The 15,289-nt window shown below is 52.2% G+C and carries 10 protein-coding genes; 4 read left to right on the top strand and 6 right to left on the bottom strand.

Annotated features, from left to right (window positions below; all coding sequences use genetic code 11):
- Positions 1-119 precede the first annotated feature (119 nt).
- The 4 genes from AB3G88_RS14220 (at position 120) to AB3G88_RS14235 (ending at position 7,468) form a co-directional block, all read left to right on the top strand.
- Complete coding sequence (locus AB3G88_RS14220) at positions 120-611, top strand: Lrp/AsnC family transcriptional regulator (protein ID WP_099585306.1); 492 nt, start codon at positions 120-122, stop codon at positions 609-611.
- Between the two features lie 187 nt (positions 612-798).
- A complete protein-coding gene (locus tag AB3G88_RS14225; protein ID WP_480450289.1) occupies positions 799-2,958 on the top strand; it encodes a TonB-dependent siderophore receptor in 2,160 nt (719 codons plus the stop codon).
- Positions 2,959-3,952: 994 nt separating this feature from the next.
- A complete protein-coding gene (locus tag AB3G88_RS14230) occupies positions 3,953-4,645 on the top strand; it encodes a methyl-accepting chemotaxis protein (RefSeq protein ID WP_256592843.1) in 693 nt (230 codons plus the stop codon).
- Between the two features lie 459 nt (positions 4,646-5,104).
- Positions 5,105-7,468, top strand: coding sequence for an AAA family ATPase (locus AB3G88_RS14235; RefSeq protein WP_480450291.1), 2,364 nt, complete (start codon positions 5,105-5,107; stop codon positions 7,466-7,468).
- 300 nt (positions 7,469-7,768) lie between these two features.
- On the opposite strand, the gene AB3G88_RS14240 is transcribed toward AB3G88_RS14235, so the two are convergent.
- From AB3G88_RS14240 to AB3G88_RS14265, 6 genes are all read right to left on the bottom strand, one after another.
- Positions 7,769-8,944 carry a hypothetical protein gene (locus AB3G88_RS14240; protein ID WP_480450293.1) on the bottom strand — a complete coding sequence of 392 codons (1,176 nt, stop codon included), beginning with the start codon at positions 8,942-8,944 and terminating at the stop codon, positions 7,769-7,771.
- 939 nt (positions 8,945-9,883) lie between these two features.
- Positions 9,884-11,314, bottom strand: a complete 1,431-nt coding sequence (locus tag AB3G88_RS14245) for an IS1182 family transposase (protein WP_078827614.1) — start codon at positions 11,312-11,314, stop codon at positions 9,884-9,886.
- Positions 11,315-11,811: 497 nt separating this feature from the next.
- Entirely contained in the window at positions 11,812-12,486 is a 675-nt protein-coding gene (locus AB3G88_RS14250) for a hypothetical protein (protein ID WP_158876244.1), read from the bottom strand.
- 564 nt (positions 12,487-13,050) lie between these two features.
- Complete coding sequence (locus AB3G88_RS14255) at positions 13,051-13,350, bottom strand: hypothetical protein (RefSeq protein ID WP_099585310.1); 300 nt, start codon at positions 13,348-13,350, stop codon at positions 13,051-13,053.
- Between the two features lie 91 nt (positions 13,351-13,441).
- Positions 13,442-14,386, bottom strand: coding sequence for a DMT family transporter (locus tag AB3G88_RS14260; protein ID WP_480450296.1), 945 nt, complete (start codon positions 14,384-14,386; stop codon positions 13,442-13,444).
- A 79-nt stretch (positions 14,387-14,465) separates the two neighbouring features.
- Positions 14,466-15,200, bottom strand: coding sequence for a helix-turn-helix domain-containing protein (locus AB3G88_RS14265; protein ID WP_250925173.1), 735 nt, complete (start codon positions 15,198-15,200; stop codon positions 14,466-14,468).
- Positions 15,201-15,289: the final 89 nt, after the last annotated feature.

Genomic DNA, 15,289 nt, shown 5'->3' on the forward strand with positions numbered 1-15,289 from the left:
GTAGATATCCGCCAGTGAAAGTCAGGCTCTATTTTGTTCTGGCAGTTCGGGACTTTCTTTGCTTTTACTTCTGGCACTGGTAGCTTTATCGGGCGTTTTTACCCCAAGCCCGAGCAGATATGAAAAATAAAACCAAGCAGGTCGTTCTTGATGACACCGATCTCGCCATCCTTGCCTTGCTGCAGGAAGACGCGAGCATTTCCAATGCCCAACTCAGCGAGCGCCTCTCACTGAGCCTTACGCCCTGCTGGCGTCGCCGCAAGCGCCTGGAAGAAGAAGGCGTGATCAAGGACTATCAGGCCAACCTGGATCGCAAGCTGCTCGGCCTGGACATCCTGGCGTTTGTGCATGTGCGCTTTGCCATCCACACCGACCACGCGCCGGACGCCTTTGAAGCGGTGATCAAAGAGCTGCCCGAGGTGCTGTCGTGTCACAAGATCACGGGGGATGCCGATTACCTGTTGCAGGTGTTGGCGCAAGATCTGGACAGCTACAGCGAGTTTGTCGAAAGCGTGTTGAGACGGCAGTTGGGGATTGCGTCGATCCAGTCGAGCCTGGCGCTGCGCGAGGTAAAAGCGACGAGCCGGGTGGCGATTGGGACGCGCGATTGAGCCCGGTACAAAAGCGTTCAACAGCGGCCGGTGATGGCTAATCGCCTGCTGCGTACATGTGAAAAATTCGTTAACTAATTCTTCCCAAAGGCTTTTTCCTACAGAATCAATCTGGCAAACTGATGCGAATAATTATCAACACTTTTATTATTCGCCAGGGACGGCACTCTAGGGGAGAGTCCGTTCCATGTCTGTGCACCCATCCGGCGGTAAAGGTTTTACACCCAGTTTGATTGCGTTGGCGGTCTGCCTGGCTACCTCGCACGCGGCCCTCGCCGCCGAAGCCGCGGCAACCACGCTGGAACTGGGCGCCACCCAAATCTCCGGCGAACAGCAGTTGGGCGAAACCACCGAGGGCACGCAGTCCTACACCACCGGCGCAATGAAAACCGCGACCAAACTGCCGCTCACCTTGCGTGAAACGCCACAAGCCGTCACCGTGATTACGCGCCAGCGCATGGATGACCAAGCGATGACCAGCATCAACGACGTGGTCAACGCCACGCCAGGGCTGTTCCTGAACTACTCCAACGGGCCAGGTCGGCAGTCCTACACCTCACGCGGTTTCGACATCGACAACCTGATGTACGACGGCATTCCGAGCGGCTATAACGGCGCTTCAGTGGGGGCGCAGCCAAACCTGGCGATGTTCGACCGCGTTGAAGTGGTACGCGGCGCCACCGGCCTGGTGACCGGCGCGGGCAACCCATCGGCTGCCATCAACCTGATCCGCAAACGCCCACTGGATGAACAGAAAGTCACCCTCACCGGCGCCGCTGGCAGCTGGGACGACTATCGTGGCGAACTCGACGCCTCCAGCCCACTCAACGACAGCGGCACCTGGCGCGGTCGCGTCGTCACCTCCTACCGCGACGCCAACAGCTTCATCGACAACGCCGAGGAATATCACGGCCTGTTCTATGCCGTCACCGAAGCCGACCTGGGCGAAAACACCACCCTGACCCTCGGTTATTCGAACCAGAAGGACAAGACCAACTATTTCTGGGGCTCCTCGATGATCGGCCAGGACGGCCATCACCTCGACCTGCCCCGCTCCTACAACCCCGGCACCGACTGGGAAAACAAGGACCAGGAGATCAACACGGTCTTCGCCGAACTGCGCCAGAACCTGGCCAACGACTGGAAGCTGCAAGTCAACGCCAACTACGCCGAGCAGAAAGCCTTGTTCTCGGGCTCCTACCAATCGCGTTGGGCGGCGGACAAGTCGTTGGGACGAACCGTCTACCAAGCCGCCTACGACGAGAACCAGGCCGGCGTCGACGCGTTCGTCAGCGGCCCGTTCCAGGCATTCGAGCGCAGCCATGAGCTGGTGGTGGGCGCCAGCCGCCGCATTTACGACATGACCAGCCACGACTACAGCCCGTACGACACCAATTGGCCGATCAACGCCGGCAAACCGGACTTCGTGCACACCTCCGACACCCGCGAAATCACCACCCAGGACGGTGTCTACGTCACCACCCGCCTGAGCCTGGCGGACCCGCTGAAGCTGATCCTCGGCGGGCGCCTGGACTGGTACGACTACGATGCCCACGGCAGCAACAGCGGCGACTACAAAGTCACCCGCAACCTGACGCGCTACGCGGGCTTGATCTACGAGCTGGACGACCATCACTCGGTCTACGTCAGCTACAGCGACATCTTCACGCCGCAGAGCGCCAAGGACATTTCCGGCACGCCGGTCAAGCCAATCGTCGGCAAGAACTACGAGGTCGGCGTCAAGGGCGAATACCTGGGCGGCGCGCTGAATGCGAGCGTCGCACTGTTCCGTGTCGACCAGGAAAACCGTGCCAGCCAAGTGACCGTGCAGAACTGCCCGCAGACGGAGTGCTATGAAGCCTCCGGCGAGATCCGCAGCCAGGGTATCGACTTCGAACTGCAAGGCGCCCTGACCGACAACTGGCAGGTCGGCGGTGGCTACACCTACGCACGGACCCACACCATCAAGGATGAAGCCAGCCCGGAGAAGGTCAACAAGCAGTACGACACCGACACCCCGGAGCATCTGTTCAAACTGACCACCCGCTACAACCTCCAGGGTCCGCTGGAAAAATTCCGCGTGGGCGGCAACATCTCCTGGCAGAGCCGCATGTACAACGACATCAAACTGGCTGACGGCAGCACCTACCGCCTGCAACAAGGCGCCTACGCCGTCACCGACCTGATGGCCGGCTACAGGGTCAACGACCATCTGGACCTGCAGCTCAACGCCAACAACATCTTCGACCGCAGCTACTATTCGTCGATTGCCAACTCCGTGAGTTACGGCGGCGACTCGTACGGCAACCCGCGCAACATGATGCTGACGGCCAAGTACAGCTTCTGACCCTCATCAAGGCTGCCCGCTCGGGCAGCCTTTCCTCTTGTTGCGGCACTTAAAGTCCCCACCACAAATGCCGATAAGCCTTTTGGCACCCCGATCCTGAAAAAAACCTGATACCTGCTTTGCTCTGTACCCGCGCGCCATCGTGGCACGCCGCATGCTTTGTTCCTGGCCAGACCACATGGAGTAAGAGTGAATGCCTGTCCACGCGCGCTTCCTAGAGCACTACCGCAAGGCCGACCGCATCATGCTGGCGCTGATCTGGCTGATGACACTGTTCTCCGTAGGCCTGGCGTTCTGGCACGACACCCTGATCCAGGCAATCGTCGTCGGTGGCGGCACCAGTGTGGTGCTGACCGCGCTCTACCGCGCCATCGGCGGCACCCGGGCAATGCGCTGCGCACTCGGCGCGGGCCTGATGATCATGGCCGCGCTGCACATCAACCAGGCCCAGGGCGTGATCGAATCCCACTTCGGGATTTTCGCCCTGCTGGCGGTGCTGACGTTCTACCGCGACTGGCTGCCGATCCTGGTGGCCGCACTCACCATCGCCGTGCACCACGTAGTCTTCCATGCCTTGCAGCATCAAGGTTTCCCGGTGTTCGTGATGGAACACCATGGCGGCTGGACCATGGTGTTTGTGCACGCCTTCTACGTGGTGATGGAAACCGTCGCCCTGCTCTACCTCGCCGTGCACAGCCACGCCGAAGCCGTCGAGAGCCAGGAAATGCTCGAAAAGATGCTCGCCGTCACCACCCAATTCACCGTCGAAACCGCCCAGGGCGAAGGCAAGGTGCACGTCTCCCTGGCCAAGCGCTTCGACCACTTCCTGCACCAGATCACCGGCCTCATCGACGGGGTCGCCCGCGACTCCCACGGCCTCGGCCAACTCGGCCAGGAACTGGCCCACGCCAGCGGCACCCTGGAAAAAGGCGCGCGCCACCAACTCGCCGAAATTGCGCAAATGACCGACTCCATGGAGCGCATGGAACACGCCATGGGCAACATTACGGTGCACGTCGAGGAAGCCGTAGAACACGCCGGCGTCGCCAGCCAGCAAATCCTGCGCGGCCAGGAAAGCGTCGGCCGCGCCCAACACGAAATCACCCAACTGGCCACGCGCCTCAGCGGCACCCACCAGACCGTCCAAGGCCTGGCCGTGCAGGCCGAACAGATCGGCTCGGTGCTCGAAGTCATCAGCAGCATCGCCAACCAGACCAACCTCCTCGCCCTCAACGCCGCCATCGAAGCCGCCCGCGCCGGCGAACAAGGCCGCGGCTTCGCCGTCGTCGCCGACGAAGTACGCAGCCTGGCGCAACGCACAGCCGTCTCCACCCAGGAAATCAAAACCATCATCGACAGCTTGCAGCAAGGCAGCCGCGAAGCCGTCGAAGCCATGCACGACAGCCGCCAAGGCGTAGAGCGCTGCGTGGAAGACAGCCAGGTCGCGGTGGACATGCTAAGGGCCGTGGGCAATGACATCAGCCAGATCGATGCGCTGAACGGACGAATCGTCACCACCTCGCGGGAACAGAGCTCAGCAAACCTGGAAATTGTCGGGCGGTTGCAGTCGGTGCAGGGCATTGCCCAAAGCACCGCAGACGATGTGGAGATGCTAGCCCGGAGCAGCGAACAACTGCCGCCGATTGCAGTGCGGCTGGATGCGTTGGGGCGGCGGTTTCATCAGTGAGGTAGCGTTTCTGCCTCTGCTGAGCGACAGCTATGGGTCGGTTTTTGCCGGTCGCGATGGGCAGGAATCGGCCAAGAGCAGACGCTGACATGGGTACTTATGTCCCACCCAGTCGTTCAATACTCGCCACCGCCCTGACCACACCTCGGGGCCACAGTCCCCCTTGTCAGTTGTCCATATTCACCTTGCAGGACGCGCCTATCCAGGTGCGACCATGCCTCTCGCTATTATTCTCAGCCGTACCCAAATTAGTGTTGCATCACTAGGCGTTACCGTAGAAGCCCACATAGCCAACGGCTTGTCCCCGTTGACCGTCATGTGTGTAGTGCGCGATTTATTAGCGGTTTAACAAACAAAAAAACACAACATCACTGACACCTTCTAAAACAATGCGTTCTGTGTAAGATTGTGCAGGCTGGCGGCAAAATGCCATCCACAAAAAAGCACAAGGAGTGAGCAGTGTTTACAAAAATTAATAAAATCAAGAATTTCGCTGTATATAAAGACTTTGACTGGGATATTTCAGTACGTGATGACGGAAATAACGTAGGTAAATTCCAGAAACTGAATATAATTTATGGAAGGAACTACTCCGGCAAAACTAGCCTATCCAGAATAGTTCGAAGCCTTGAACTCAAAAAGGCGCACGAAAAATATCAAGGCGCGGAATACACTTTCTCTCACGAAGGTACGGAAACACTTAATCAGAAAACTCTAGAAACCTGCCCGTATAACGTAAGGGTTTATAATAAAGATTTTGTAGATGACAATCTCAAATGGTTATCTAATCCTGATGGAAGTATTAAACCATTCGCTGTACTGGGTGATGAAAATATCACGATAGAGAAAGAAATCGAAGAAAAGGAGAAGAAATTAGGGTCTGAGACAACGATAGGTAGCTTGCGTAACAGGGCCAAATTAGAGCAAGAGCAGTTTGATAAGATATCCAAAAGTTCTACTACGGCACAGTTCACCTTAGATGGGAAGCTCCGTGACAAAGCTAATGGCTCAATTAAAACCAACCCAAATTACCTTTCAGTCACATATACAATAACTAACATAAAGCAAGATATCGCAAGCCTAGAAAAAAAACCTCCGACAAGCCTTTTACCGGATGACCAAGTAGAGCTAATAACTCTACTTGGCGAGCAGGCAAAACCAGAACTAACCTTTAATAGTGCATTTAACAGCAAGAGAAATACATTATATAATGACGCGCGAATACTCCTTGAAAAACAAGTCAAACCTACAGAAATCATTCAAGATCTTATAAATGATGCTTTATTGCAAAACTGGGTTCGCGACGGGATATCGAACCATAAGAATAAAAGATCAAACTGCGCATTTTGCGGTGGAGTTTTACCTGCTGAGTTATGGGGCAAATTAGACGCGCATTTTAGTTTAGAGTCTGACACCCTAAGAGACGATATTAAGTCTCTAATTAGCAGGGTTAAGTCCGAGCGAGCAAACTTACCCAGAGAACTTCCATTAAAACAGTCAGACCTTTATGTAGTGCATCACTCCAAATTTATATTTTTGAACGAGAATTTTTTAAAAGCACTAAAACAATATGATGATGACCTGGGATTGATTGAGGACAAACTAAAGCTTCGACTTAGCGATATTTTTAATAGCTATACAGCTCCACTTCTTCCTCCAGAAAAATTAAGCATAAGCGACATTTATTCTGATATTTACGATCTGATAAAAAATCACAACAATAAAACAGAGACGCTAGATAGAGATAAAACAGCTGCAAGGACGGCCTTACGTCTTGATGAAGTATCAAAATTCATTACTAACATTTCTTACGCTAAAGAATTGAAGGCTATCAGTGAGTTAAACATTGACGCAATTAAAAAGCAGGAAATCGTCAACGCAACGAAAAATGAGATAGTCAACCTCGAAAAGGAAATCCAGTCGCTCAAAAACAAACTTAAGGACGAGCGCAGAGGGGCTGAGCGAGTAAATCACTACCTTGAAAATCACTTTGGGCATACTGGCCTGCGACTTTCTGCATTGGATAATGAAGCGGCAACGGAAATAAATTTTAAAATATTCAGAGGTGCGGAATCTGCGGAAAACCTTAGCGAAGGGGAATGCAGTCTTGTGGCGTTTTGCTATTTCATAGCAAAATTAGAGGAAGTTGAAACACAAGGCAAAGAGTTAATTGTCTGGATTGACGACCCAATCTCTAGCCTTGATAACAACCATATTTTCTTTGTGTACAGCCTAATAGAGCATGTTCTAGCCAGCCCGATAAAAGTCGCCGGACAACAAAACGCACATAAATATAGCCAATTGTTTATATCAACTCACAACCTTGATTTCCTAAAATATTTAAAACGGCTTTCAAAGCCAAAAAATAGCTGCGAATACTTTATACTAGAAAGAAGTAACGACGACAGCAAAATAAAATTAATGCCCAAATACTTAAAAAACTATGTCACTGAATTTAACTACCTATTTAGCCAAGTACATGCCTGTGCCAACTCCACTGCTCATGAAATTGGGCATGACTCTTTCTATAACTTCGGCAACAATCTACGAAAATTCCTTGAAGCATACCTCTTCTATCGCTTCCCAAACAACTTAACAAACGATGAGAAGTTAAAGCTGTTTTTTGGTGGGAACCAGATTGCTACCAGTCTGGCCAATCGGGTTAATAATGAGCTTTCGCACCTTGAAGAAATATTCGACAGGAGCATGAGACCGCTCGATGTGCCTGAAGTCACAAAGCTAGCTAATTTTGTTTTAGACACCATGAACAATAAAGACCCGGAGCAATATAAGGCGCTCCTTGAAAGTATGAATTTAAGTTAAAAACTCTCTTATGCAGCAGGAGGTATCCCTGCTGCATAAGAGGCTAACTGGTAATCCCACCCACCCTAATGCTCGCCAAAAATAAAGATCCGGCTACTAGGGCGAATTTGTATATAAGAGAGATTCCTCTGAGGGCATATTTGGGCGCTCGTGATTGTATGCCTAGGTCCAGTTCGTGCCGAAGCTCTGAGCTTTAGTTTTCGCCCCAAAAACAGTGCGTCCCTTCTGCCGATATTCACAGGCAGCTTTGGGTCCGACTTCAGCCAGTAGCGACAGGCAGAAATCGGCCAGAAGCAGACACTACCAGTCCATATTTGCCGCTTGATCAGCCACGTTGGAAAGATACTCAACCAAGCTTTCCATCTCCGCTAGTGAGGCCATAGCACGGGAGTAGGTCCCATCCGCGCAAAATGTCAAAATTGCTGGCAAGCTGCTGCCTTGAATGTATAACTGTGCCGGAGCTCTTCTTCCTGACCAAAGTAGCAAAATGAATATATCGACCACACCAAACGCCAACTCATAATCGAAACTTAGGTTACTGCCGAGGGAGAATTTTTTACTTCCAATTTTTTCTGGTAACAAAACCGGAACGGCACCCGCGGAAGAATGGAATGAGAAAGCTTCGCCACCTTTTCCAAAAGCGCCATGAGCTATATGGTTTCTGAGCTCCTGCCGTAAAGAAAGCGCACTATCAAATAAAGATTTCTCTTCTATCCCAGCTATATCAAAAACAGCTTTAAACTTTCGCGACCAATCCGCTGCGGCCAAATCCGCCACTTCACGTGCTGTTGTGATACTTCCAGTTAATATCGCTACATGTATAAGCACATGCTCGGTCCAGCTAAAAAATGACTCAATAGCAGAAATTCCTAACCAGTTCGCCTCTTGTTTTAGATTTGAATTCGCCCCTCCAAAGGCCCAAATACCCAATGGCAAATTTTTCTGCTTAATCTTCAAGGCGTGCAGCACGCTCTCAGCAACCGAATCAGAATACTTAGATATGTAGGCCTCCCTCATAAATTCAAATCGGCAAAAAAGCGGAATACTATTATTAATTACGTTCACTTTAGAAAGCTCTATCGCCTGACGAGCAAGATGGTCAAAAAATGGAGTCGCTGCCTTTGTAGCTTTCTGAACGCGATTCGCAATTTCCTCTGCCGCAAGCCCTTCGCTTTCAGGATCATGAGCATAAAGACCAAACCCAAACTTTCCATGCTCAAGCAAAAATGCTTTACCATTAAAATCAATGGGAATGGACCAGTCTATTTTTTCAAAGCGGCCAAGATTTTTAAATCCCAGTAAATCCACTAACAAGAAATAAACCAGATAGTATGGAGGTAACTTTCGTTTCGTAAGCACTTGTTTACGATTGAACAAAAAGTGCTTATCAGCTATCGTATTGCCATCGGCAGGCTTAATTACTCCAAGCGCTCGCTGCGCCGACTGCCGAATCATCTCAATATTTTCAGGCGCCATGTCTAACCCCAACTGCAGTTTTCGAGAAGGGGACAGATTTATCTTTTACATAGAAATAAATCTGTCCACCTTTTTGTTATGGATATCCGGAAAACAAGAGTTTCTATAAGGTCAAATGTACGAACAATATCTTCCTTAGAGAGCAGTACTACGAAAAATCTATAATTCCACGCACGTCAAGACAGGAAAAGCTTCCAGCCAAAAGATTTGAAAGTCTTTCGTTTAACTGCCTTCTCACATCAGCGAAAACTTATTCAAATATGCATAATACTAGATATGGCGTAAAGCAGGTGCTGCTAACTGAATAAAAACACCAGCTAGCAGCCTACACAAACCCCAGTGGCTTTAATTACTCGGTATTATCAGGGGTGCGATAGATTTGAATCCAGTGCCGGCCTGCCTGGCTAGTTGGAGGTGCTTGCTCATTGTCTCGAATAGTACAATAACGACCATAACGCAACGTCACGGTATGGTTATTTGTATTCATAACACACTCTTGGAATGAACCACCGTCCCGCCCAATTCTAGAACCTGGTCCTACATATATAGCCATAATTCCTCCTAAAAAGTTTTTCCTTACCAAGAATGGCCATTTCCCACCCAAAATACATCCTACACATTCTGCGTTTCTTGTATAGGCTCTGGGCGCAAAATCCAAACGCTAGCTAACTTCCACGTGACCCTATGCACATGAATGCTACGCGAACATCTGCATAAAAGCGGGGGCCACGATAGCGAAGAGGGGGACAGATTTATTTTTCTATCACTGTCCGCTTTTGGCCCAGAGTGTGTAAAAACGCTTTGACCTCATCGTTTTGGATCATCGACCTTCGTTGGCTGAGCGATCGCACGGTCAATGCTACGGGTCGCATCGGTCGCGACCTGGAACACGTCAACGCTGTTTTTACAACCTCTGGGATGGGCCAAAATCAGCCTTTTTCAGGCCGTCAGCGCTTTTATCAAACCGTTGGCACCGATGATTTTCATAACCCGTTTCAAGTTGTAGGCGAGCACATTCAAGCTCATCTCCGCGCTCACCCCAGCTAGCTTTCGCGTCAGGAAGTGCGTTGCACCCATCCATTGTTTGAGCGTCCCGAAGGGATGCTCAACCGTCCGTTTTCTGACTCGCATCATCTCTGGTGCTTTGCTCAGCCGACGCTGCATTTCCTCCAATACGGCTTCATGCTCCCAGCGTCGAACTCGTCGCTCCGTGCTTGGTGTGCACTGTGCTTTTAACGCGCAGCCCTGGCATTTCGAACTCCAGTAGCGATGCAACTTCAAGCCTTTTTCAACGTTGGAATAGCGCCAGATCAGCGCCTCTCCGGCCGGGCAAATGTATTGGTTTTTTGCCGCGTCATAGATGAACGCATCGTTATTGAAACGCCCGTCAGCCTTGGCTCCAGAGGTCATCGGCTTGGGCACGTAGGCGGTGATGCCAGCATCGTGACAAGCCAGGATTTGTTCGCTTTTGAAGTAACCTCGGTCAGCCACTACCGACAACGTTTCTGACGCTATGGTCTCGCGGGCCTGCTTGGCCATTGAGCTGAGTTGATCGCGGTCGGAACCGACGTTGGAAACCTCATGTGCAACGATCAAATGGTGCTGCGTATCGACCGCTGTCTGCACGTTGTAGCCGACGATTCCCGTGCCGCGCGTCATCATGGAGCGGGCGTCTGGATCGGTCAGTGAGACCTGTTTATCCGGCGATTCATTGAGCTGGATTTCGATCGCCTGAAGCTCCTTCATTTGAGTTTTGAGCTTGGCGATTTTCTCTTCCAGCCGCATGGCACTGGGCTCTGAAGCTGTGGGTTCTTGCCGATCGGCAGCATCGAGTGCCGCCAGGTAACGGTTGATGCTCGATTCAATTTCTTCCATGCGCCGTTTCAGTTTGGCGCTGGTGAAATTGCGGTCGCGATTGTTGACTGCTTTGAATTTACTGCCGTCGATGGCGACCAGATTTTCTCCAAACAGTCCCAACTGCTGACACAGCACAACGAACTGGCGACAGACGCCTCGGATGGCCTTGCTGTTGTCTTTTCGGAAGCTGGCGATGGTCTTGAAATCCGGCATCAAACGTCCGGTCAACCACATCAGTTCGACGTTGCGTTGAGCTTCTCGCTCCAAACGGCGGCTTGACTGGATGCGGTTGAGATAGCCGTAGATGTAGATCTTCAGCAGGATCGCGGGGTGGTAAGCCGGCCGGCCAGTATCGGCGGGAATGGCACCTTCAAAACCCAGATTGACCAGGTCAAGTTCGTCGACAAAGACGTCGACTACGCGCACCGGATTGGTATCGCTGACGTAGTCGTCGAGGCTCTCGGGAAGTAAGGTGCCTTGGCCTCGATGTTCACCTTGGATAAAGCGCTTCATGGGCGATCCCTGCGATGACATCCTAAGAAATCATAGCAAGGGTTCGCGAAGGCGTTTTTACACACTCTGGGCCGACAGCTGCCGTTCGCGACCAGCGGCTTTTGGCCAAAAGCAGACGTTCATGATCAACCGCTTTCGACCCATAGCGGACAGCCTGGACCGCAATCGGGGGAGCACAGAGTGTGATAGCACGACAGGCCATTTCGCTATTACACACGCTGCTGCCCTGCCTTCGTAAGCAGTGTGTGCAGTTTTTGCCTGACCGATTCGGCAAGCATGCGAAGGGTAGCGTTGAAACTCTTGCTCAGCGGCTTGCGGAGTTTGGGTGAAGCCACGACGCATTGGTTGCGGCATTCGTGCTTCAGTCATCTGACCCAAGCCACGGGCAATCTGGTGATGGTGCGCTCTTTAGCTGGGCATGCCCGCCTATCCCCCCAGCCGTAGGCTTCGATTCAGAGGCTTTTCCTACAGAGCTTTTGGTACCTTTTGCACCCTATTCAACCTTTCAGCGCTGGCAAAGACAGCACGTCATCGTAATTTGGCCAATCTTCTCTGGCACGGTTGAGTACACCTTGCACCAACTCGTCCAACTCAGGCACTGGCTGTTCGGACGGCAATTGATCAAAGGGCGCGGCCCACAGCGGATGATCAATCTTCTGCGGATTGGCTAAACCTTCCCACTGGCGCAGGCGCAGAATATAGAGAATTTCCACCGGCACGCGCTCCAAGTGCCAGTCCTGATTGAAGTCGTAAGAATTCTTCTGGCTTTCTTTGCCTGTTTGCCAAGTGTGGCGGTCACACGCGGCCAACAGACAGGGCATCAGGTCGTCGGGGCTGGGAGTGCGCCACTTGGCCAACAAGGCTTCGTAGATGGGTTCGTCGTAAGCATAAGCAGGCCATTGATGCGAGACATCTCCCACCCAATCGGCAAACACACGCAGCATAAAGGCTTGGGCACGGCGGTGTTGCTCTTCGTACTCAATCACTAATTGATGCCCACGGTTGAGAGCCGCATGGGTGAGATAGCCCTGATGGATGACGGCATCCTTCCAGCCTAGGATAGCCATGGCGACCATCATATTGGTGGCGGTTTGGATGCTGTAGTTTTGGCGGCGTCGTTTGTTGCCTGCCGCTTTGGCAATAATGTCGAACTGGCCCGCCCAGAAGAACAACTGCCAAATTCCTACTTGGTAATAGCGCAGCCAATGGGCCAATTCCAGAAGCCATTGCGGGTTATCTGGTGCGGTTGCCAATACCTTGTGGGCTCGTGTGACGGCCATCCATTCGGAGCTGCTACGCGTAACGTTGTCACTATTCGGCACAGGCATTGATGGCTTCGCAAATGCATCGCCGCGCTCAACATATTCACGGATGCCATTCAACTCGTATTCATCTGAGACGTCTGGCCCCTTAGCTATGCGCCCCAGCACACTTTTGTAAGAAGGCCATTTCGGGTTTACGCCCGCGCGCTCGCACTGAATTATTTCTTGGACCATGGTTCCACCTTAAATTCTGCTATACCTGACCAATTCCAGTCGGATGCCGAGGGGCTGCAATGGGTCGGAAGCGGTCAGTCGCGACAGGCCTCTATCGACCCATTGCAGCCCTTCGCGATCAGCGACACTTGGCCAGAACCAGCTGTTGACTGACTTTACGACCCGCCATCACGAGTCGAACGGTGAGGCTGAATAACGCTATTTCTTTTTTCAACCGGCCGCGTTGCCCGCTTGAAGTAATCAGAGCTCTGGGCCGCTGAATTTTCCTGATGCAATACACTCTAGAAAAATTCTTTGTTCTGGTTTAAGAAGTTTGCGTGGCGTATAGCCGTGCTCATCAGGCTCCCTCAGCCACCTCGTCAAAGCTCGGCTTGCAGACTCCTTGAGAGCTTGACGCTCTGCGTCAGTGAAATTATGTTCCATCTCATGAGACATAGACTCAATTTCTTTTACTACCCAATCTTCGTCAAACCCTAAATCATCGCTTGAAAAATTCAGCGTCCAAAGATAGTTCAAAGCTATGTCCGCGAGATTATTCATAAACGTTCCTTATTATCTATTCAGAGGTATGCGTCCGGCTAAGTCATCTAGGTGCAGTCAGCATTCATGTCGTTCAGCAGCTCTGTAAGAGCTAAACAGCCGGAGAGTGACGGGGAGTACGATGACAATTCAGACACCACATGACACCGGTGACCAGAAGTGCAATCGCCGCAATTTCATATGAGTCGGGCAGCCGATGCTCCCATAGAAAGCCTAAAAACAGCGCCGCTAACGTCTCAATCACGAGCACTTGTCCGCTTAGTGCCAGTGGCAGAAGTCGGCTCGCCTGATTCCAGCACGCATTACCCACAACCGAAGATAAAAACGCTACGCCACCGGCTACCATGACAAAGTGTAGCCATTCGGAGCTGCCATGCGTTCCGACCTGCCAACCCAGGACAGGTACCGCCAAAAGCAGTGATTGAGCGCCAGTCATGACCCCTGTCAGCAGTGCCCAGTCATGGGCGGAAACGCTGGCTACCTGAGCCAGCCGCCGAGCGTTGCTCACTGCGAACCAGCTCCATGTCATTAACGCGCCCGCCGCGCATAGAATACCGGCAATGTTTGTCAGTGTATCGGGCCTGTCGCCGTTGATCAGTGCGTGCCAGCTGATAAGTGTGACCCCGCCCACTGCGCAGCACAGCGAGGGAGTGAGCTTGCGCAAAGAAACGGCGTTGATGTCATGACGCCCTGCCAATGTGACGAACACCGGAATGAGTCCGACGATCAGAGACGTTGTGGCAATGCCAACCAACTGCACACCGGTGCCCACCAGCGTGTAGTAGATGAGGTTCCCAATCAGGCTAAGCCAGAAGAGTGACTTCCAGTCGGCCATAGTGAGATTGGCGCAAACGCGCCTCCAGCGAGGCATAAGCAAGGCCACCGAAATCGCGCCGTAGCAGAGAAATCTCAGAACGGCGAATTGCAGGCCGCTCAGGCCCGGGGTGAGCTGGGGGCCGAGGAAAATCACTCCCCAACACAGGCCCGTGCAAACTCCGTAGACAATGCCCTTTAACAGTGACCGATCAGCAAACATTTCATCCGCGCTCCAAAGCGTAATGGATGAAGTCTGGAGCAACTGATTCAGGGAGTATTGTCGGTAACTGCGGAATTTTTTACCCAGACTGTTTTTGCGTTTTACGATAAACCGCCGGGGTCGTGGCCCTCACGCGCTGCATGGCACGGGTCAGCGATGCCTGATCGCAAAAGCCAGCACGCAAGGCAATCTCGGATATGGTTAATGAGGTTCCACGCAACCATCGTTGAGCTTCTTGCAGGCGTAGATCGGTCAACCAGGCTTGCGGACTCATCTCGAACGATAGCCGGAATCGCTGGTGCAGCTGACTCATGCTCATTCTTGCTACTTGAGCCATAGCCTCATTGCTCCAGTTGGCTCCAGGATCCGCCCGAAGACGAGCGATCAACTGCTCCATGGGGTCTGGAAAGCAAGAGATGTCGGGATTTAGGGACGACAAAAGCAAAGGCCCCAATTGGGAAGCAGCGATGGACAGTTGTGCGTTGCCGATTAGCTCAGCGAACTCTATAAGCCGACGAGTTGCGGGCGAAATGGGCACATATATTTTCTGAGCAAGACGCTCTATCTGGAGCGTTTCCAGGGTCATCGGCGCACAGTCCAAAACTAGAAACCGGCTATCGAGGTTAGTCTGCTGCGAGTGGATCGAGCCAGGTGTCACAAGCGCTGCCAATGACTGATCAATGCAGCCGCCGCGACCGTTTACGTCGATTTCCATTTCGCCACGAATCGGCAGTACCAATTGAGCATACTCGTGGTGGTGGTGAGGGTGAGGGTTTTCCCTCTCATAGCTGCGAACTTCAAGGCTTAGAAACATTACTGCACCTTCCGGCCCATCTGGTTATCCAAGGTTGTCCCATAACGCCAGTTTGCACCCAGGTTAGGTCAGGCTTGCAACTGATTCTA

This window comes from Pseudomonas arvensis, assembly GCF_056688935.1.